The following is a 20,397-nucleotide window of genomic DNA, read 5'->3' on the forward strand; positions in this document are numbered from 1 at the left end:
ATTTGAAAAGTTTAATCTTTACTCAAAAATATATTTATTGACTGGCTTAAATCTCTGTTTAGTTTTCAAAGATCAATTCAAAACTTGAAAGCTTCATAAGTATAACTTATTCAAATAATTTTGTCAAGATTTTTTTTTTGTCTTTTTGAATATTTCTCATTGCTTTCTCCGTCCTTACAAGGACAAGTGCTATTGTATCAAATTTATTAACCTTTGCTTTATATATATATATGATTATTTTAAATTAAATCACATATACTTAATTTAACTATTATTTACTAGGTTTTTCTTATATTGATACACTAGGTAAAGTTTTTGTTTATAATTAGTTTTGATTATATAAAATATCGTATGAAATATTATTTAACTACTTATTGTTTGTAATTTTCTTTCTTAAATAGTAAATTTAAAATAACAAAATTATAGTTAATCTCACATTTTTAGTATTTTTTTTATTTTGATTAAATAAAAAAACACCAAAAATTTTGGTGTTTTTTTATTAATTATATTTTATTTATTTATATTTTATTTATTTATATTTTATTTATTCTTCATCATCATTAATACTATCATCAATATTAATATCACTTACTTTAGTATTAATATCCTCTTTATCAATGTTAATATTAGCATTTTCTCCAATAACAGGACATTCTTCACTACAATCAGAAATATTGACCTTTGTTATTGCTACTACCTTTCCTTCCTCACCAGTTCTCATAAGAGTAACTCCCATAGTATTTCTACTAGTACTTGATATATCTGATATGTTTATTCTAATGGCTATATCATCACTATTAATAAGCATTATTTCATCATCATCATTTACTATTTTAGCTCCTACAAGAGATCCTGTTTTTTCAGATATCTTATATGTTATTAATCCCTTTCCACCTCTTCTTTGAAGAGTATAAGAATCAATAGGTGTTCTCTTACCAAAACCATTTTCGCTTACTACAAGAAGTTCATCACTACTTTTAACAACTTCCATAGATACTACTATATCATCTTCTCTTAATGAAATTGCTCTAACTCCAGTAGCTGTTCTACCCATAGCTCTTGAATCTTCTTCATTAAATCTTATTGCATATCCATTTTTAGTTACAAACACTATTTCATTTTCTCCTGATGTTACTTTAACATCAATTAGTTCATCATCATCTCTAAGATTAATAGCATTTAATCCATTTTTTCTTATTGCTGAGTATTGATCCAATGATGTTTTCTTTATAACACCATTTTTTGTTCCCATTACAAGGTAATTTTCTTCTTTAAATTCTTTTAAACATATAACTGCTTGAATTCTTTCTCCTTTTTCTAAAGGAAGTATATTAATCAAGTTAGTTCCTTTAGCAGTTCTACCTGCTTCTGGAATTTGATATGCTTTTTTCTGATAAACTTTACCAAGATTAGTAAAGAACAGCACCTTGTTATGTGTTGTTGTAACAAACATATGCTCAACAAAATCATCTTCCTTAGTAGACATCGCTTGTATTCCTCTACCACCACGTCTTTGATTACTATATGTATCTATTGGTAATCTCTTAATATATCCTGCATGAGTTAAAGTAAGAACTATATCTTTTTCCTCAATTAAATCTTCTATATCAATATCAGATTCTTCATCTATTATAATTTGAGATTTTCTTTCATCACCATATTTTATTTTAATATTATTTAATTCATCTTTTATAATATTTAAAACAAGTGATTCTTGATCTAATATTTCACTTAATCTTTCAATAAGTTCTTGTAATGTTTTATACTCTTCTTCTATTTTTTCTCTTTCTAATCCTGTAAGTCTTTGAAGTCTCATATCTAGTATAGCCTGAGTTTGCTTTTCACTTAGATTAAATCTATCCATTAATCCTTCTTTAGCTTCTGCTGTAGTCTTAGAACCTCTTATTAGTTTAATTACTTCGTCAATATAATCTAAAGCTATTCTTAATCCTTCAAGTATATGGGCTCTTGCTTGTGCTTTATCTAATTCGAATCTAGTTCTTCTACGAATAACATCCTTTTGGAATGTTAAATAATGTTCCATTATTTCTTTTAATGTAAGTACTTGCGGTTCTCCATTTACTAATGCAAGCATTATTACTCCAAATGTATCTTGAAGTTTTGTATGTTTATATAATTGATTTAAAAGTACATTAGCATTAGCATCTCTTTTTAATTCAATTACTATTCTCATACCATCTCTATCAGATTCATCTCTAAGATCTGAAATACCCATTATTTTCTTATCTTTAACTAAATCTGCAATATTTTCAATTAATCTAGCTTTATTTACTTGATAAGGTATTTCATGAACTATTATTTTTGATTTTCCTTTTATTTCTTCTATTGTAGTTTTTGCTCTAACAACAATTTTACCTCTCCCTGTTGTAAATGCTCTTCTTATTCCAGCTCTACCTACAATAATGCCACCTGTTGGAAAGTCTGGTCCTTTTACTATTTCCATAATCTCTTCTACTGTGATATCTGGATTATCTATTAATAGATTCATTCCATCTATTACCTCAACTAAATTATGAGGAGGTATATTGGTAGCCATACCTACAGCTATTCCTGAAGAACCATTTGCAAGTAAGTTAGGATATCTAGAAGGTAATACTGAAGGTTCTTCTTCCTCACCATCAAAGTTAGGAATAAAATCTACCGTATTTTTATTTATGTCTCTCAAAAGCTCTTGTGTTATTTTATCCATTTTTGCTTCAGTATATCTCATAGCTGCTGCACTATCACCATCAACAGAACCAAAGTTTCCATGTCCATTAACAAGAGTATATCTAGTTGAAAAATCTTGAGCCATTCTTACTAATGCATCATAAACGGCTGTATCACCATGCGGATGATACTTACCTAGTACATCCCCAACTATTCTAGCACATTTTCTATAGCTTTTTTCTGGAGTTAGTCCTAATTCATGCATAGAGTATAATATTCTTCTGTGAACAGGTTTCAAACCATCTCTTACATCTGGAAGAGCACGACCTACAATAACACTCATAGCATAATCTATATAACTTTTTTCCATTTCATGACTTATATCAACTTCTATTATATTTCCTTTATTATTCATATGAACACCTCTTTATTAGCTATATGTCTAGATTAATAACTTTTTTAGCATTATCTTGTATAAATTTACGTCTTGGTTCAACTTTATCGCCCATTAGTATTGTGAATATTTCATCTGCTTGCATGGCATCATCAACTGTCACTTTAAGCAAAGTTCTATTCTCTGGATTCATTGTAGTGTCCCACAATTGATTTGCATCCATCTCTCCAAGACCTTTGTATCTTTGAATATTTGTGTTTTTATCTTTACCACTAAAATCCTCTAATAATATTTTTTGTAATTCATCATCAGAATAAGCATATTTTATTTTTTTTGCTTTTTGAATTTTATAAAGTGGTGGTTGAGCTATATATACATGACCTTGATCAATAAGTGGTTTCATATATCTATAAAAGAATGTTAATATTAATGTTCTAATATGGGCACCATCTACATCTGCATCCGTCATTATTATTATTTGATGATATCTTATCTTTTCAACATCAAATTCTTCACCTATACCCGCACCAAAAGCAGTTATCATTGCTTTAATTTCTGCATATCCTAATATTTTATCTAATCTTTGTTTTTCAACATTCATTATTTTACCTTTTAGAGGCAATATAGCTTGAAACTTTCTATCTCTACCTTGTTTAGCAGAACCACCAGCTGAATCACCTTCGACTAAGTAAATTTCTGATTCTGAAGGATCTTTTGATTGGCAATCAGATAATTTCCCAGGTAATGCTGTACTATCAAGAGCAGTTTTTCTTCTAGTAAGTTCTCTTGCTTTTCTAGCAGCTTCTCTTGCTCTAGATGCTGTAAGAGCTTTTTCTATAATTATTTTGGCTATTTTAGGATTTTCTTCTAAGAAAATTCCTACTGAAGAACTTACAATACTATCCACAATACCCCTTACTTCTGTATTTCCTAATTTTGTTTTAGTTTGACCCTCAAATTGAGGTTCTGATAACTTAATAGAAATAACAGCAGTTAATCCTTCTCTTGTATCTTCTCCTGAAAGATTTTTATCGCCTTCTTTTATATAACCAAACCTTCTTGCATAGTCATTTAAAATTCTAGTTAAAGCTGTTTTAAAACCTGATAAATGTGTACCACCTTCAATAGTATCTATATTATTAGCAAAAGAAAAAATATTTTCTGAATAACTATCATTATATTGAAGAGCCATTTCAACTAAATAATCATCTTTATTTCCTTCTATATAGACTGGTTCTGGATGAATTTTTTGTTTATTTCTATTTAAAAAAGATACAAAAGATTTTATACCACCTTCATAGTGGAAATCTTCATTCTTATCTTCCCTTTCATCTGTTAATCTTATTTTAATCCCTTTGTTTAAAAAGGCTAACTCTCTTAATCTATTTCTAAGTGTATCATATTCAAAATCTAGTGATTCAAAAATATCATCATCTGGAGTAAAGTGAATTGTAGTTCCATGCTCATCTGTATCTCCAATTTTAACAAATTCACTAATTACTTTACCTTTTGAATATTCTTGTTGCCAAAGATGTCCTTCATTTTTAACTTCAACTCTACAATATTTTGAAAGTGCATTAACTACTGATGCTCCAACACCATGAAGTCCACCAGACACTTTATAGCCTCCACCACCAAATTTACCACCAGCATGAAGAACTGTCATAATTACTTCTACAGTAGGTTTTTTCATTTTATGATGAATTCCTACTGGCATCCCTCTACCATTATCTACTACTGTAATACTATTATCTTTATGTATTACTACATTTATCTCATCACAAAAACCAGCTAAAGCTTCATCTATGCTATTATCTACAATTTCATAAACTAGATGATGAAGACCTCTTAACCCTGTACTACCTATATACATTCCAGGTCTTTTTCTAACTGCTTCTAATCCTTCTAGAACCTGAATTTGTGATTCATCATATTTCTGTCTATTTTCCATTAGAATCCTCCTAACTGATATTATGGTTCTTCATAACCAATACCCGTTCTTTTAGTAAGAGTAGTTGATGATATTGGCGATAGGTATATTTTTGTTTTCTTTTTAATTTCAGCTAAAACAAATGATTTGGGTCTTTCTTTACTTATTTTTTCCACAAATCCATCTTCTTCAGCAAATTTCAAAAATTTTCTACTATCAGAATTGTACATAGTTGTTTCAAAATCATATATTCCAATTATATCTTTTATTGGAACAACTACATTTTCACCTATATGTAAAAACATAAAAAACCTCCTAAATAACTTGATCTTTAATTTTACCGTTAATAATATTAAAAACTGAAATATCTTTATGTAAATATTTTTTAATATCTTCTATTCCTGTACATGTAATAATTGTTTGATAATCATTTATTGAATTAAGTATAAATTTTTGCCTTTTTACATCAAGTTCTGAAAGCACATCATCTAATAAAAGAACAGGATATTCTCCTATAGAATCTTTTATTATTTGGAGTGATGCAAATTTTATTGTTAATATAGCCGTTCTTTGTTGTCCCTGTGATCCATATTTTCTTGTATCTACATCATTTATATATATAGAAAAATCATCTCTATGAGGACCGCTAGAAGTAATTCTTTTTTCAATATCTCTTTGTCTATTTTCTTTAAACTCATTAAGTAATTGCTCTTTTATTTTATTAAAGTTTTTAATTGATGATATGTAATTAATTTTAATGAATTCTTGTTCTGATGTTATTTTTTCATGTAGATTTTTAGATATTATGTTTAATTTCTTTAAATAATCAATCCTGCATTTTATAATATATTCTCCAAAGTCACATAATTGCTTATCATATACATCTAATAAAATACTTGTGTTATTATTCCACTTTCGAAGAGTAGCATTTCTTTCACCAAGTACTTTATTATAATTTAGTAAGCTATAATAATATTTTTTGTTCATTTTGCATAATTCAATATCTAGAAATCTTCTTCTGTAGGAAGGAGATTCTTTTACAATTTTCAAATCTTCTGGAGAAAACATTACAACATTAAATGTTCCTATCAATTCGGAAAAACTGTTTATTTTAATTGAATTTATCTTTGCTCCTTTTTTACCTTCTTTAAAAATTTTTATATCAATTTTTTTATCCAGTCTCTCTTTAGCAACATAAACACTTATATAGCTCTCTTTATTTTTCCAATTTATTAATTCTTTATCTTTATTTGTTCTATGAGATTTTCCTAAACTACAATAGTATATACTTTCAAGTATATTGGTTTTTCCTTGGGCATTATCCCCAACTAATATATTTGTCTTTTTATTAAATTTCATAGATAGTATTTCATAATTTCTATAATTTTTTAATTCTAGATATTTAACATACATAAAAAACACCTAATTTATATTATACCATAACGTTAAATATTAGTGAACTTTCAGATTATTTTAAATTCTTCTTCGTTAAAATGTATAATATCTCCTTTAACTAATTTCTTTCCCCTTCTAAGCTCTGTTTCTCCGTTAACTAATACCTGGCCCTCTGTTATATAAAATTTTGCTTCAGAGCCTAAAGAAGCTACTCCACACCATTTTAAAAATGCATCCAGTTTGATGTATTCTGTTTTAATTTTTATTTCTTTCATTATTATTCCCATTGGATATTTTCCAATGGGATTCACCGTCCTTTTTTATTTTAATTTTATTAATTAGAATTAAGCAATCTAACTGGTAATATCAAGTATGTAAAAGAATTATTTTTTTCATTTCTAATTACACATGGACTTACACTACTTGATAATTCTAATACTATCTCATCTTCTTCTATTATCTTTAATACATCTATAAGATATTTTGAATTAAATGCAATTTGTAATGCTTCACCTTGCAAAATAATATTCAGCTCTTCTCTAACTGTTCCCAATTGAGAATTAGATGTTATTATCATTATATCATCATTTATATCAAATTTTATTAAATTAGTATTCCCTTCTTTAGCAACTAATGATGCTCTTTCTATACAGTTTAAAAGATCATGTCTTTTAACATTTACTTTTAAATTATATTCTTGTGGAATTATTGAAGAATATTTAATAAATTCCCCTTCTAGTAATCTTGAAATAATTTTTGTGTTGTCAATATTGAATACAATATGATTTGAAGTAAATGTAATATTTACTTTTTCTTCGCCATCTTTTAATATTTTTGATACTTCATTTAATGTTTTTCCTGGAATAACTGCATTTAATTCATGGTCATCTTCTAAGTCTTCACATCTAAAGGCAAGTCTATAACCATCTAAAGCAATTAAATTTAGTTTTTTATTTTTTAATTCAAACAATACTCCTGTAAGTATTGGTCTTGCTTCATCTTGTGCTATAGCAAATATTGTGCTTTTTATCATATTTTTAAGTGTATCTTCTTTTACTTCAATTTTGAAATTTTCATTAATTTCAGGCAATGTAGGGAATTCAGTAGGATCTAAATTAAGCATTAATGTAAATTTAGATTTTTCACATATTACTTCTAATTTATTTTCTATTTTTGATATTTCTACTTTATTATTTGGCAATTTACGAATTATATCTCCAAATAATCTAGAATCTACAACAATAATTCCTTTTTCTAGTACTGATGCTTCTATTTTAGTTACAATACTTAAATCTATATCTGTACCAATAAAAGTTAAAGTATTATTTTCTGCTTTAATGAATATGCTATGTAAAATTTCCATAGGTGATTTATTACTTACTGCTTTTTGAACAGTAGAAATTGCTTCTTGAATAATATTTTTATCGCAAATAAATTTCATATTAATCCTCCTTGATTAACAAAAAGTTTTGTATATATATAGAATAGTATAATATATTTTATAGTAGTAATAGTAGTAGGGGCTGTGGATTTGTGGATATCTCACTTTATAAAAGATATATCCTCAAAGTAGCTGTTTATTATTTGTGGATATACTGTACTCAAAAACAGGTGTTTATCCACAGTATTAACATTGAAATTGTGCTGAAAAATTATACACATATAAATAACAGTTTATTATACACAAATTGTGATTAATTTTGATTAATTTTTTTTGTAAGATCTTCTATAATATCTTTTAAAGAAGAATCATTCTTAATATTTGTAGAAATTTTTTCGTAAGAATGAATTACTGTTGTATGATCACGGCCTCCAAATTCTTCACCTATTTTTGGTAAAGACATATCTGTTAGTTTTCTTGATAGATACATAGCTATTTGTCTTGGATAAGTTATGTTTCGTGTTCGTCTTGATGATTTAAGTTCATCAGTTTTAATATTAAAGTAAGTAGCTACTATATCTTGTATATAACTAATTGTAATTTTTTTTACTGTATTATGATTAATTATATCTTTAAGAGCTTCTTCTGCTAATGCAGCTGTTATTTCTCTACTTGTTAATGAAGAATAAGCTACTATTCTTATTAAAGCACCTTCTAGTTCTCTTATATTTGATTTTATTTTGCTAGCAATATAGGCCATTACTTCATTAGGTATACTTAAATGTTCTACATCTGCTTTTTTCTTTAGAATTGCAATTCTTGTTTCAAAATCCGGTGCCTGAATATCTGCAATAAGTCCCCATTCAAATCTTGATCTTAATCTGTCTTCTAAAGTCGGGATTTCTTTTGGAGTTCTATCACTAGAAAGAATTATTTGTTTATTTGCTTCATGCAGAGTATTAAATGTATGGAAAAATTCTTCTTGTGTTCTTTCCTTTCCTGCAATGAATTGAATATCATCAATTAATAAGACATCAACATGCCTATATTTATTTCTAAATTCAGTATTTTTATCATCTTTAATTGAGTTGATTAGTTCATTAGTAAATTTTTCAGAAGTTACATAAACTACTTTAGAACTAGGATTATTTTTTAATACATAATGTCCAATAGCATGCATTAAATGGGTTTTTCCAAGTCCAACGCCTCCATATATAAATAAAGGATTATATGCTCTAGCTGGTGCTTCAGCAACAGCTAAAGATGCAGCATGAGCAAAACGATTACTATTACCTATTACAAATGATTCAAAAGTATATTTAGGATTTAGAGTACTTTGAATTTCATCTGATACTACAATTTTAGACCTATTTTTATTAGTATCTTTAGAATTATACTCTTCATCGTTCTTTTCTGTAAAAATTGAGAATTCAATATTATAGTGCTTATTAGTAATTAATTTTATAGCATTAATGATTAAACTTTTATACCTATTATTTAGTATTTGTTTTGTAAAATCATTTGGGACTTCGAATTTCATGATATTTGCTTCTATATCAATTGGTTTAATTGTTTTTATCCAAGTATTAAAGCTTACTTCACTTAATTCACCCTCGCCTTTAATAATTTCTAACGTATCTTTCCAAATTTTATTAAGATCCGTTTCCATTTAAAAATCCTCCACTCTTACTCTAAATTTTTTTTAACCTGGATATTAACAGGTTATAAACAAGTTTATTGACATATATCTAAAATTGTTGACAATGTTAATAAAAATAATCACATGTTGATTAATTTGTGAAAAAATAATTTTTATACTAAAATATCAACAAACATTAAAAAAAAGTAATTAACATTGTTAACATAGGTATATAAACAAACAAAACGTTAAAAATAGGTATTATAGTAAGTAAAAATATATAATTAAAATAAAAATAAACAATTTATACACAGCTTTGTCCACAGATTGTGGATAAAGATAAAATAAAATAGTTTTATACACAGAGTAACTTAATAATAACAAAAGAATTTTAGCTATTCAAGAACTTATCCACAAAAAGATTAACTTATATTAAAAAATATCAACAATATATACTGCTTGACATTAAAATATATAGTATATATAATTAAAAGGTAAAAATATTATTGATTATTATGACATATTATGCTTAGGCGTAATCATAAATAGATGAATCACTCGAAGGGGGTGGAATTAAAATGAAGATGACTTACCAACCAAAAAAGAGACAAAGGAAGAAAGAACATGGTTTTAGAAAAAGAATGAAGAGCCATGGTGGAAGAAACGTTATTCAAAGAAGAAGAAAAAAAGGAAGAAAAAGATTGACTGCATAAGGGCCGCGTTTAAGTGGCCTTTTCTGTAATTGCATGTTTTAAGGAGCAATTTATGAACAAAGAAGAAAAATTGAGAAAGAATATTGAGTTTAAAAAAGTATATAGAAGAGGTAAATCTTGTGCTAATCACTTAGTTGTATTGTATGTTTATAAAAATTATAATAATAAAAATATAAACAGAGTAGGAATATCGGTAAGTAAAAAAGTTGGAAAAAGTGTGATTAGAAGCAGAGTAAAGAGATTGATATTAGAAAGTTATCGTGTTCATAAAGATGAATTAGAAAAAGGATATGATTTAGTTTTTATTGCAAGGACAAATATTAATGATAAAAACTTTAAAGAAGTTGATTCAGCTTTAATTAATGTAGTTAAGAAAGCAGGTATATATAATTAATGTTGAAAAAAATTTTAATATTTAATATAAAACTGTATCAAAAATATATCTCACCAATGAAAGCACCGTCTTGTATTTTTTATCCGACATGTTCAGTATATACAATGCAGGCGATACAAAAATATGGAGCTATTAAAGGCTCTTTTATGGGGTTTAAAAGAATTTTAAGATGTAATCCTTATAATAAAGGTGGATATGATCCAGTTAAATAACTTTAGGAGGTTATTGCTTTGAATTTAGCTCTTATAAATACTTTAACACCAGCAGCACTTTTTCAAATAACGTGGTTAAATGATGCGTTGGTATCTTTTTTTGAGTTTGTACATAGTGGAGTTAAAGTTGTATTTGCCAATGATAATATATCTTATGGATTAACTATAATAATAGTTACTTTAATAGTTAGATTAGCATTATTTCCATTAAACAGAAAGTCACTACAATCTACTACTAAAATGACGGCTGTTCAACCAAAATTAAAAGAACTTCAAACTAAATATAAAAGTAATCCGGAAAAATTGCAGCAGGAGACTATGAAGTTATATAAAGAAGAAGGGGTTAATCCACTAGGTGGATGTCTACCTATGTTATTACAATGGCCTGTTATGATTGCTATGTATTATACATTTATGAATTTAGACGTAAGTGGAGTTAAATTTTTAGGATTAGAGTTGATGGGTAAAGCAGCTTCAATTAGTAATATTATGGCTAGTCCTTTACTTATAGGAACATGGATACTTCCACTAGTTTCAGGTGCAACAACTTATTTTTCTTCAATAATTATGCAACCTAAGACTGGAGAAAAATCAAGTCAAACTACAACTATGTCAATTGGAATGAGTATAATGATTACTTTTATGAGTTTTCAGTTTAATACTGCTTTAGTTATATATTGGGTTACTAATAATTTATTCCAAATTGCTCAGATTTTATTTGTAAGAAGGGATACAGGTAATACACAGAAAACATTATCGAAATAGAATTCCTATATGCCTTAATTAATAGGGAAAGGCAGGTTTAGTATATGAATATTATTGAAATGACAGGTAAGACTGTAGATGAAGCAATAGAAAATGCTTTGAAGGATTTAGATGTAAAGAGAGAAGATGTAGAGATTGAAGTTTTAGAGGAAGAAACTAAAGGCTTCTTAAAAATATTTAAAAATAAGGAAGCTAAAGTTAGAGTTACAGTTAAATATGATTATGAAGCTAAAGCTAAGAAATTTTTGAGAGAAATTTTGGATTCTATGAATATATTGGCTGAAATTAAGACTAAAAAAGAAAAAAATATCTTAAGAATTGATTTAGTAGGACCTAAAATGGGAATAATTATTGGTCATAGGGGGGAAACTTTAGATTCTCTTCAATACTTAGTTAACTTGACAGTTAACAAAGGAAATACTGGTGACCATATAAAAGTAATATTAGATACTGAGAATTATAGAATAAAAAGGGAAGAAACTTTAAAAAAACTTGCATTTAGAATTGCTGCAAAAGTTAAAAAGAGTGCTAGAAGTTATAGATTGGAACCTATGAATCCGTATGAAAGAAGAATTATACATTTTGCACTTCAAAACGATAGTAGAATTGTAACATTTAGCGAAGGCGAAGAACCATTTAGAAGAGTTGTTATTGATTTAAAAAAGAAAGCCTATTAGGCTTTCTTTTTTAATAAATTGTTTATTAAATTAGTTAAGAAGGGATGAAAAAATGAAAGAAACAGATACTATTGCTGCGATAGCAACCAATTTAGGAGAAAGTGGAATATCGATAATTAGAGTATCAGGTGATAGAGCTAAAGAAATAGTAAGTAAAATTTTTATAGGTAAAAATAATAGAAAAATTGATGATATAAAATCATATACTATGAGATATGGGTTTATAATAGATTATAATACAAAAGAAAAATTAGATGAAGTTATAGTGTCTTATATGAAGGGACCTAAAAGTTTTACTGCGGAAGATACTATTGAAATAAACTGTCATGGTGGAATTGTTGTAACAAAAAGAATTTTGGATGAAGTAATAAGAGTAGGAGCAAGACTTGCTGATAAAGGTGAGTTTACTAAAAGAGCTTTTTTAAATGGGAGGATTGATTTGAGTCAGGCAGAAGCTATAATTGATATTATAACTTCTAAAACAGAACTTGCATTAAAAACAGCTGTGAATCAATCAGAAGGAATAATTCATAAGAGTGTTGAAGAAATTAGAAATATACTTTTAGAAGCTATCGCGCATATAGAAGCTACGGTAGATTACCCTGAAGAAGATTTAGAAGAAATTACTTCTTTAAAAGTATCGGAAATTGTGAAAAGTCAAATAGTAAAAATTAGTGAATTAATTGATACAGCTGATGAGGGCAAAATTATAAGAGAAGGTTTAAAAGTTGTGATTGTAGGAAAACCTAATGTTGGAAAATCTTCTTTGATGAATGTTTTATTAAAAGAAAATAGGGCAATCGTAACAGATGTTCCTGGAACAACTAGAGATGTTATAGAAGAATTTGTTAACCTACAAGGAATACCACTTAAAATTGTTGATACTGCGGGTATACGTGAAACGGATGATGTTGTAGAAAAAATAGGAGTTTCAAGGTCAAGAGAAATGATTGAAGAAGCAGATTTAGTTATTTTTATGTTAGATAAAAGTAGAGTTTTAGATAAAGAAGATATGGATATTATTAAATATTTAAATAATAAGAAATATATAGTATTATTAAATAAGATTGATATTGAGTCTCAAAAAATAGACTTGTCTAGTATTGAATTGAAACAGGAAAATATTATTTATACTTCAACAAAATCTGAGGAAGGTATTGATGAAGTAAAGGAGAAAATAAAGAATTTATTTTTTGCAGGAAAAATTGAAAATAAAGATATTATGATTACCAATACAAGGCATAAAGAAGCACTTGTTAGGGCAGTGGAATCTTTAGAGACATCGGTTGATGCTTTGAAAAATACGAGTGCCATTGACCTTGCTTCTATTGATATCAGAGCCGCATGGAGTTATTTAGGAGAGATTACTGGTGATTCTTTGGAAAATAATATTATTGATAAGATTTTTTCAAAGTTTTGTCTAGGAAAGTAGGTGGATAAATTGAGTTTTTTTGCAGGAGAATTTGATACTATAGTAGTTGGAGCTGGGCATGCTGGATGTGAAGCAGCTTTAGCATCTGCAAGAATGGGAAGTAAAACATTGTTGTGTGCTACAGATTTAAAGAGTGTTGCTATGATGCCATGTAATCCTAATATAGGAGGCACAGCAAAAGGTCATTTGGTTAGAGAAATTGATGCTCTTGGTGGAGAAATGGGAATAAATATAGATAATTCTTATATTCAATCAAGAATGCTTAACACATCAAAAGGACCCGCAGTCCATTCTTTAAGAGCTCAGGCAGATAAACATAAGTATGCTGCTAGAATGAAAAGTGTTATTGAATCAACTGATAATCTATTTTTGAGGCAAACAGAGATTATTAAATTGGATATTGAAAATAATGTTGTAAAAGGTGCTTATTCGAGAACAGGTGCATACTTTAAAACAAAATCAGTAGTTTTAGCTACAGGTACTTATTTAAATTCCCAGGTAATAATAGGGGAACTAATTTTTGACGAAGGACCTAGTGGTTTATCTTCTGCAAAAGGTGGATTAACAGAAGATTTATTAAAGAATGGAGTTAAATCTAGAAGATTTAAAACAGGAACACCTGCTAGAGTTAATCAAAGATCGGTGGATTTTTCTAAGATGATGGAACAACCAGGTGATAGCAAAGTTGTACCATTTTCATTTATGACAGAAAAACTTGATAGAAATCAAATACCTTGCTATTTAACTTATACAAATGATGATACTCATAAAGTTGTTATGGAGAATATAGATAGGGCACCACTATATAATGGTTTAATAACTAGTTCTGGACCAAGATATTGTCCATCATTTGAAACAAAGGTAATGAGATTTCCAGATAAGGACAGACATCAGGTTTTTGTTGAACCTGAAGGGGAAGACACTTTAGAGATGTATGTAGATGGAATGTCTAGTTCTCTCCCAGAGGATGTACAGATAGCAATGATGAGAACAGTTCCAGGTTTAGAAAATGTTGAATTAATGAGACCAGCTTATGCAATAGAATATGATTGCATTGATTCAACCCAATTGGATTTAACACTTCAGTTTAAGAATATAAAAGGTTTATTCTCAGCAGGACAGGTAAATGGAAGCTCAGGATATGAAGAAGCGGCAGCACAAGGTTTAATAGCTGGTATTAATGCTTCTCTTACAAATTTTAATAAGGAACCTTTAATACTAAAAAGGTCGGATGCATATATTGGTGTTTTAATTGATGACCTTGTTACTAAAGGTACTAATGAGCCCTATAGGATGATGACTTCTAGATCAGAATATAGATTATTATTACGACAAGACAATGCAGATTTAAGACTTACAGAAATTGGAAAAAAAATTAACCTAGTTACGGCTGCTAGATATGATAAATTTATAAAAAGAAAAAATGAAATATTTAATGAATTAGATAGAATCAAGAAAATACAGGTTACAAATAAAAATGAAAATAATGAATATTTGGAGAAAATAGGTTCAAATCCTCTTAAAAAGCCTCTGGCATTATATGAACTTATCAAAAGACCAGAATTAGACTATTTTGTTTTAGAATATTTTGATATAAATAGACCTGAGCTTTCAGAGGATGTAAAAGAAGAAGTAAATATAATAATTAAATACGAAGGTTATATTCTAAAACAAGAAGAATCTGTGAAACAATTTAAAAAGATGGAAAATAAAATCATACCGGATACATTAGATTTTAATTCTATTAAAGGATTAAGAGTTGAAGCAAGAGAAAAATTAACTAGTATTAAACCTAAAAATATAGGGCAGGCATCAAGAATATCTGGAGTGTCGCCTGCGGATATATCAGTTCTTCTCGTTGTGATAGAACAATACTATAGAAATAAGAAGGAGAAATTAAGCAATGAATAGAGAGTTTTATGATATTCTTTCTAAATCTTCTGATGCTATTGATATAGAATTTAATGAAGATAAATTTATTAAATTTTTAAAGTATATGGAACTCATTAAAGAATGGAACGAAAAAGTAAATATTACATCTATAACTGAAGATGAAGAAATAATTAAGAAGCATTTTATTGATTCTTTTAAAATATATTCATTTACTCCAGTTAAAGCTTGTACAAAAGTATTGGATGTTGGAACAGGTGGAGGATTTCCAGGGATACCTATGAAAATAATGAATCCTAAAATAGAGATTACTTTATTGGATTCTTTGAGAAAGAGAATTGATGTTTTAAAGGATATTACAGATAAATTAGAAATTGAGCAAATTGAACTTATTCATGGAAGAGCAGAAGAATTTATTAAAAAGGAAAAGAGAAGAAGTTACTATGATTTAGTAACTTCTAGGGCAGTTGCTAATTTAAGAATGCTCAGTGAACTATGCTTACCTTATGTTAAAAAAGGTGGTTATTTTATTTCTTTTAAAGGACCAAGTGCTGAAGAAGAATATAATGATTCAAAAAAGGCTATTAGAATACTAGGTGGTGAATTAATTGAAATTAGAGATTCTAACATAGAAAACTCTCAATTAGATCATAAATTAGTAATTATAAAAAAAATTAAAGAAACACCTATACAATATCCTAGAATATGGAAAAATATTAATAGTAAACCTTTATAGAGACTTTTGGGTCTCTTTTTTTTATAAAAATAATAGAAAAGGCAAAAATATTTCGTATTTATACAAAATTACATTAATATACCCTAAGATATATTAATATTTTATAGTATAATATATTAGTGGTGTTATTTTGAATATGTTTAACATTTTGAAAAAAGGGTGAGTGGAAGTGGAAAAAGATATTATTTATGTAGACGTGGAATCTTTAATTCCTAATGTATACCAACCAAGAAAAACTTTTAATGATGAGTCAATTGATGAACTATCTAAATCAATAAGTGCCTATGGTATTATTCAACCTATATCTGTAAGAAAAATCATGGAAAATACTTATGAAATTGTAGCAGGAGAAAGAAGATATAGGGCAGCTAAAAGAGCTGGACTTGCTAATGTGCCTGTTATAGTTGTAGATATAACAGATACACAATCTGCAGCAATTGCTCTTTTAGAAAACATACAAAGGGAGGATCTTAATTTTTTAGAAGAAGCTGAAGCATATGATAATTTAATAAAGGAACATAACTATACGCAGAAAGAATTAGCTGAAAAAATCGGAAAAAAGCAGTCAACAATTGCTAATAAGTTAAGATTACTTAAGCTTCCTTCAGAAATTAGAATATTAATACTTAAAGGAAATTTAACGGAAAGACATTCTAGAGCTTTATTAAAGTTGCCAAATAAAGAATTACAACTTAAAATTTTGAATTCAGTTATAGAAAAAAAATTAAATGTAAGCAATACTGAAAATCTTATTAATAAAGAACTTTTGAAATTTGATGGCAGTGGAGTATCAAAGGATGGTAAAAAGCGTATTAAAGGTATATTTAGTGCATCTATATATATAAATACAATTAAACAAGTCTTTGATAAATTTGGTATTGAAGCAAAATATAAATCAAAGGAAAATGAAGAAAATATAGAAGTAACAATTATAATTCCCAAAAAAAAATAAATGTTTCACGTGAAACATATAAAAATCTAATTTAGGATGGTGTAGTAATGAAAACAATTTCTATATTTAATCAAAAGGGTGGGGTAGGAAAAACAACTACATGTATTAATTTATGTTCCTATTTAGCTATGATGGGAAAAAAAGTACTAGCAATAGATATAGATCCTCAGGGAAACGCTACAAGTGGAATTGGACTTGATAAAAATAAAATCGAGTATTCAATTTATGATGTGTTAACTTCAGATGATATCTCTCTAAATGATATTGTTATTGAGTGTGAATTAGTTGAGAACTTTTATATCGTTCCTTCAAAAATGGACCTAGTTGGTGCTGAAATTGAACTAATAAGTAAAGAAAATAGGGAAATATTATTAAGAAATAAAATAAAAGATATAGAGGAAGACTATGATTACATTTTTATTGATTGCCCTCCTTCATTAGGATTTTTAACAATTAATTCACTAGTAGCATCAGATACAGTTTTAATTCCAATTCAGTGTGAATTTTATGCTTTAGAGGGTGTAAGTCAATTAATTAATACAATACAACTTGTGAAAAAATCACTTAATAAGAAATTGGAAATTGAAGGAGTTATTCTAAGCATGTATGATGCTAGAACTAAATTATCAGAAGAAGTTGTTAAAGAAGTTAAAGATTATTTTAAAGATTATGTATATGAAAATAAAATTCCAAGAAATATTAGACTAGCAGAGGCTCCAAGTTATGGGTTACCAATCATGCTTTATGATGAAAAGTGTAAAGGAGCAGTTGTTTATAAAAATCTTGCTGAAGAATTTTTGAATAATCAGATAGGAGTGATCTAATTGGTTAAAAAACACGGATTAGGTAAAGGATTAGGAGCTCTAATTCCTGAAGAAATGGAAGAAAATGTAGATGGAATTAGTAAAATTTCAATAAATTTAATAAGAGCAAATAAAGAACAACCTAGAAAAAACTTTGATGAAGAAAAAATAATGGTTCTCGCAGAATCAATAAAACAACACGGTGTTATACAACCGGTAATATTAAAAAAAGAAAAAAATATGTATGTTATAGTTGCAGGAGAAAGAAGGTGGCGTGCTTCTAAAATTGCTGGATTGAAAGAACTTCCTGCAGTAGTAATAGAAACATCAGAGAAAGAATTACTAGAAATTTCGTTAATTGAGAATATTCAAAGAGAAGATTTAAATCCTATTGAAGAAGCCGAGGCATATACAAAATTAATAGAGGAATTTGAATTAACACAAGAAGACCTAAGTGGTAGAATTGGAAAATCAAGATCAGCTATAACAAATATATTGAGGCTGCTTAATCTTGATTACAGAGTAAGAGATTATATAATTGATGCTGTAATATCAGAAGGGCATGGAAGAGCACTTCTTGCTATATCCAACGGTGAAATGCAATATAATATAGCACAGAAAATAATTGACGAAAAGTTAAGCGTTAGATCTACAGAAAAATTGATAAAAGACCTTAAAAATAAGAATAACGATGAAAAAGTTAAAAATAATATTTATTTAGAACCATATTATAAAGATATTAAGGTTAAACTAGAGGATTATTTTGATACTAAGGTTCAAATTAAGGAAAAGGGTAAAAATAAAGGCAAAATCGAAATTGATTATTATTCTGAAGGAGATTTACAGAGAATTTTAGACATTCTAAAGATATAATGTTTCACGTGAAACAATCAGGAGGGATTTTAGTATGATAGCTATATTTAATTCAAAAGATGCACTTAATATGATAGAAAGCAACCTTTTAGTATTTATATGTGGAATGATAATTACTATATTAATATTAGTGCTTATTAGTATAATAATTTTAATTAGATTGAACAAGATAAATAAAAGATATAAAAAATTAACAAGAGGAATAGAAAAGAAAAGCATAGCAGATATAGTTGAAAAATACTACGAAAAAGTTGAAGAAAATGAAGAAAGAATTCAATATCTTGAAACAGAGACAACCAGATTAGAAGAAAAATTTCTAAATTCGATACAAAAGGTTTCGTTGAAACGATATCGTGCTTTTGAGGATGTTGGAAGCGATTTGAGCTTTTCCTTAGCATTACTCGATAAAAAAGATAATGGAGTAGTTATTTCTTCATTGTACAATAGAAATGAAAGCACTGTATACGCAAAAGCAATAAATGATGGAAAAAGTAAATACAAACTTTTAGAAGAAGAAAAAGATGTTTTACAGAATGTATTGAATCAATAGTAAGATAAAATATAAAGGTTAATTAAATAAATGAAATAAAAACAACATTAACAGGAAATATATTAATGTTGTTTTTTCTGTTAAATTATATTTTGAAGAAATGTAACTATAAGAAAAGTTTATAATGAGAATTTAATTATTTACGATAAATCAATTTAAAAATTTACCAACACAAATTAAAAATGATTAATTAAATTTTATTTATATATATCATTAGGAAGTGAATTTAATTATTTATAGAAAAATTTACTTTACATTGACTTTATTAAAATACTTATTATTACCCATTGTTTTTATAATACAATGATAAATTCCTTCAGAAATAACATCTGCTAAATTCATTACAGTATTTAACCTTGTATTTTGTAGTACCATAAAATCAAGAGACCCAGAAACATTTACAATGCCTTTTATGCTCAAATCGCCAATAGATAGTATATTTTTATTTAAAGCAGCGCCAGGAGATAATGGTTTATCTTGAATTAATATAGTTTCTACTGATTGCATAGAACCTAATGACGCATCAATAGCAATTATGTAAGGTTTTTTATATTTTTTATAGATGTTATTTTTGATTTTGTCTATATTTTGTGCATTAACAGGATTTTCTAAATCACCTAAAATCGAAAGCTTTTTTCTGTTTAAAAAAGAAAGTTTACTTCCAACTAAAGGACCTAAAGAATCACCTGTAGAACGATCAGATCCTATACAAAGAATTATTATGTCTTTGTTTAAATTTAATTGCTCTAATATTACCTTTGATAAAATATCTCTAATTAAGAAAACTGAAGAACTATTATTACAAGAAAGTGTATAATCAATTGACATAGAATCACCTCTTTAGAAGTATTAGCATATGATTAATAAACTATACATAAATATAATAAAATACTACAGAAAATAAAATATGTTAAAATACAGCTTTAACGAGTAAAAATATTTCGAGATAAATTAATCCAAAAATGTAATAAAATATTATATAATTATTAGT

20 protein-coding genes are annotated in these 20,397 nt (G+C 27.3%); 12 read left to right on the forward strand and 8 right to left on the reverse strand.

What is annotated here, in order from left to right; all coding sequences use genetic code 11:
* Positions 1-544 precede the first annotated feature (544 nt).
* The 7 genes from gyrA to dnaA all read right to left on the reverse strand — a co-directional run bounded on the left by gyrA (position 545) and on the right by dnaA (position 9,439).
* Positions 545-3,085 carry a DNA gyrase subunit A gene (gyrA, locus tag ACVHXK_RS16650; RefSeq protein ID WP_461207534.1) on the reverse strand — a complete coding sequence of 847 codons (2,541 nt, stop codon included), beginning with the start codon at positions 3,083-3,085 and terminating at the stop codon, positions 545-547.
* A 19-nt stretch (positions 3,086-3,104) separates the two neighbouring features.
* Entirely contained in the window at positions 3,105-5,015 is a 1,911-nt protein-coding gene (gene gyrB / locus ACVHXK_RS16655; RefSeq protein WP_461207535.1) for a DNA topoisomerase (ATP-hydrolyzing) subunit B, read from the reverse strand.
* A gap of 20 nt (positions 5,016-5,035) precedes the next feature.
* A complete protein-coding gene (gene remB, locus ACVHXK_RS16660; RefSeq protein WP_461207536.1) occupies positions 5,036-5,299 on the reverse strand; it encodes an extracellular matrix regulator RemB in 264 nt (87 codons plus the stop codon).
* Positions 5,300-5,309: 10 nt separating this feature from the next.
* Positions 5,310-6,407 carry a DNA replication/repair protein RecF gene (recF, locus tag ACVHXK_RS16665; RefSeq protein ID WP_461207537.1) on the reverse strand — a complete coding sequence of 366 codons (1,098 nt, stop codon included), beginning with the start codon at positions 6,405-6,407 and terminating at the stop codon, positions 5,310-5,312.
* Between the two features lie 50 nt (positions 6,408-6,457).
* The gene (yaaA, locus tag ACVHXK_RS16670) at positions 6,458-6,664 is read right to left on the reverse strand and encodes a S4 domain-containing protein YaaA (RefSeq protein WP_461207552.1); all 207 of its coding nucleotides are present in this window, start codon (positions 6,662-6,664) and stop codon (positions 6,458-6,460) included.
* 59 nt (positions 6,665-6,723) lie between these two features.
* Positions 6,724-7,830 carry a DNA polymerase III subunit beta gene (gene dnaN, locus ACVHXK_RS16675; protein WP_461207538.1) on the reverse strand — a complete coding sequence of 369 codons (1,107 nt, stop codon included), beginning with the start codon at positions 7,828-7,830 and terminating at the stop codon, positions 6,724-6,726.
* Positions 7,831-8,083: 253 nt separating this feature from the next.
* Positions 8,084-9,439 carry a chromosomal replication initiator protein DnaA gene (dnaA, locus tag ACVHXK_RS16680; protein ID WP_461207539.1) on the reverse strand — a complete coding sequence of 452 codons (1,356 nt, stop codon included), beginning with the start codon at positions 9,437-9,439 and terminating at the stop codon, positions 8,084-8,086.
* Positions 9,440-9,987: 548 nt separating this feature from the next.
* Here dnaA and rpmH point away from each other — a divergent pair.
* The 12 genes from rpmH to ACVHXK_RS16740 all read left to right on the forward strand — a co-directional run bounded on the left by rpmH (position 9,988) and on the right by ACVHXK_RS16740 (position 19,406).
* Positions 9,988-10,122: a 50S ribosomal protein L34 gene (rpmH, locus tag ACVHXK_RS16685; RefSeq protein ID WP_461207540.1), complete on the forward strand. Its 135-nt coding sequence runs from the start codon at positions 9,988-9,990 to the stop codon at positions 10,120-10,122.
* A gap of 52 nt (positions 10,123-10,174) precedes the next feature.
* On the forward strand, positions 10,175-10,516 hold the full coding sequence (rnpA, locus tag ACVHXK_RS16690) for a ribonuclease P protein component (protein WP_461207541.1): 342 nt from the start codon (positions 10,175-10,177) through the stop codon (positions 10,514-10,516).
* 2 nt (positions 10,517-10,518) lie between these two features.
* Positions 10,519-10,728 carry a membrane protein insertion efficiency factor YidD gene (yidD, locus tag ACVHXK_RS16695; protein WP_461207553.1) on the forward strand — a complete coding sequence of 70 codons (210 nt, stop codon included), beginning with the start codon at positions 10,519-10,521 and terminating at the stop codon, positions 10,726-10,728.
* Positions 10,729-10,746: 18 nt separating this feature from the next.
* Positions 10,747-11,493, forward strand: coding sequence for a membrane protein insertase YidC (yidC, locus tag ACVHXK_RS16700; RefSeq protein ID WP_461207542.1), 747 nt, complete (start codon positions 10,747-10,749; stop codon positions 11,491-11,493).
* Between the two features lie 44 nt (positions 11,494-11,537).
* On the forward strand, positions 11,538-12,170 hold the full coding sequence (gene jag / locus ACVHXK_RS16705) for an RNA-binding cell elongation regulator Jag/EloR (protein WP_461207543.1): 633 nt from the start codon (positions 11,538-11,540) through the stop codon (positions 12,168-12,170).
* A 52-nt stretch (positions 12,171-12,222) separates the two neighbouring features.
* A complete protein-coding gene (mnmE, locus tag ACVHXK_RS16710) occupies positions 12,223-13,602 on the forward strand; it encodes a tRNA uridine-5-carboxymethylaminomethyl(34) synthesis GTPase MnmE (protein WP_461207544.1) in 1,380 nt (459 codons plus the stop codon).
* Positions 13,603-13,611: 9 nt separating this feature from the next.
* Entirely contained in the window at positions 13,612-15,513 is a 1,902-nt protein-coding gene (mnmG, locus tag ACVHXK_RS16715) for a tRNA uridine-5-carboxymethylaminomethyl(34) synthesis enzyme MnmG (protein ID WP_461207545.1), read from the forward strand.
* Positions 15,506-16,228 carry a 16S rRNA (guanine(527)-N(7))-methyltransferase RsmG gene (rsmG, locus tag ACVHXK_RS16720; protein ID WP_461207546.1) on the forward strand — a complete coding sequence of 241 codons (723 nt, stop codon included), beginning with the start codon at positions 15,506-15,508 and terminating at the stop codon, positions 16,226-16,228. Before mnmG ends, rsmG begins: the two co-directional genes overlap by 8 nt.
* Before the next feature lie 169 nt (positions 16,229-16,397).
* Entirely contained in the window at positions 16,398-17,180 is a 783-nt protein-coding gene (noc, locus tag ACVHXK_RS16725) for a nucleoid occlusion protein (RefSeq protein WP_461207547.1), read from the forward strand.
* A 47-nt stretch (positions 17,181-17,227) separates the two neighbouring features.
* Positions 17,228-18,004, forward strand: a complete 777-nt coding sequence (locus ACVHXK_RS16730; protein ID WP_461207548.1) for a ParA family protein — start codon at positions 17,228-17,230, stop codon at positions 18,002-18,004.
* A complete protein-coding gene (locus tag ACVHXK_RS16735) occupies positions 18,005-18,856 on the forward strand; it encodes a ParB/RepB/Spo0J family partition protein (protein ID WP_461207549.1) in 852 nt (283 codons plus the stop codon).
* Positions 18,857-18,890: 34 nt separating this feature from the next.
* The gene (locus tag ACVHXK_RS16740) at positions 18,891-19,406 is read left to right on the forward strand and encodes a DUF4446 family protein (RefSeq protein WP_461207550.1); all 516 of its coding nucleotides are present in this window, start codon (positions 18,891-18,893) and stop codon (positions 19,404-19,406) included.
* A 246-nt stretch (positions 19,407-19,652) separates the two neighbouring features.
* On the opposite strand, the gene yyaC is transcribed toward ACVHXK_RS16740, so the two are convergent.
* Positions 19,653-20,234, reverse strand: a complete 582-nt coding sequence (gene yyaC / locus ACVHXK_RS16745) for a spore protease YyaC (RefSeq protein WP_461207551.1) — start codon at positions 20,232-20,234, stop codon at positions 19,653-19,655.
* Positions 20,235-20,397 lie beyond the last annotated feature (163 nt).

Source organism: Clostridium sp. DL1XJH146, from assembly GCF_054819755.1.

Excerpts from the sequence above, each read along its gene's own strand:
- gyrA (WP_461207534.1), bottom strand. The coding sequence starts at position 3,085 with ATGAATAATAAAGGAAATATAATAGAAGTTGATATAAGTCATGAAATG.
- gyrB (WP_461207535.1), bottom strand. The coding sequence starts at position 5,015 with ATGGAAAATAGACAGAAATATGATGAATCACAAATTCAGGTTCTAGAA.
- remB (WP_461207536.1), bottom strand. The coding sequence starts at position 5,299 with ATGTTTTTACATATAGGTGAAAATGTAGTTGTTCCAATAAAAGATATA.
- recF (WP_461207537.1), bottom strand. The coding sequence starts at position 6,407 with ATGTATGTTAAATATCTAGAATTAAAAAATTATAGAAATTATGAAATA.
- yaaA (WP_461207552.1), bottom strand. The coding sequence starts at position 6,664 with ATGAAAGAAATAAAAATTAAAACAGAATACATCAAACTGGATGCATTT.
- dnaN (WP_461207538.1), bottom strand. The coding sequence starts at position 7,830 with ATGAAATTTATTTGCGATAAAAATATTATTCAAGAAGCAATTTCTACT.
- dnaA (WP_461207539.1), bottom strand. The coding sequence starts at position 9,439 with ATGGAAACGGATCTTAATAAAATTTGGAAAGATACGTTAGAAATTATT.
- rpmH (WP_461207540.1), top strand. The coding sequence starts at position 9,988 with ATGAAGATGACTTACCAACCAAAAAAGAGACAAAGGAAGAAAGAACAT.
- rnpA (WP_461207541.1), top strand. The coding sequence starts at position 10,175 with ATGAACAAAGAAGAAAAATTGAGAAAGAATATTGAGTTTAAAAAAGTA.
- jag (WP_461207543.1), top strand. The coding sequence starts at position 11,538 with ATGAATATTATTGAAATGACAGGTAAGACTGTAGATGAAGCAATAGAA.
- mnmE (WP_461207544.1), top strand. The coding sequence starts at position 12,223 with ATGAAAGAAACAGATACTATTGCTGCGATAGCAACCAATTTAGGAGAA.
- rsmG (WP_461207546.1), top strand. The coding sequence starts at position 15,506 with ATGAATAGAGAGTTTTATGATATTCTTTCTAAATCTTCTGATGCTATT.
- ACVHXK_RS16730 (WP_461207548.1), top strand. The coding sequence starts at position 17,228 with ATGAAAACAATTTCTATATTTAATCAAAAGGGTGGGGTAGGAAAAACA.
- ACVHXK_RS16740 (WP_461207550.1), top strand. The coding sequence starts at position 18,891 with ATGATAGCTATATTTAATTCAAAAGATGCACTTAATATGATAGAAAGC.
- yyaC (WP_461207551.1), bottom strand. The coding sequence starts at position 20,234 with ATGTCAATTGATTATACACTTTCTTGTAATAATAGTTCTTCAGTTTTC.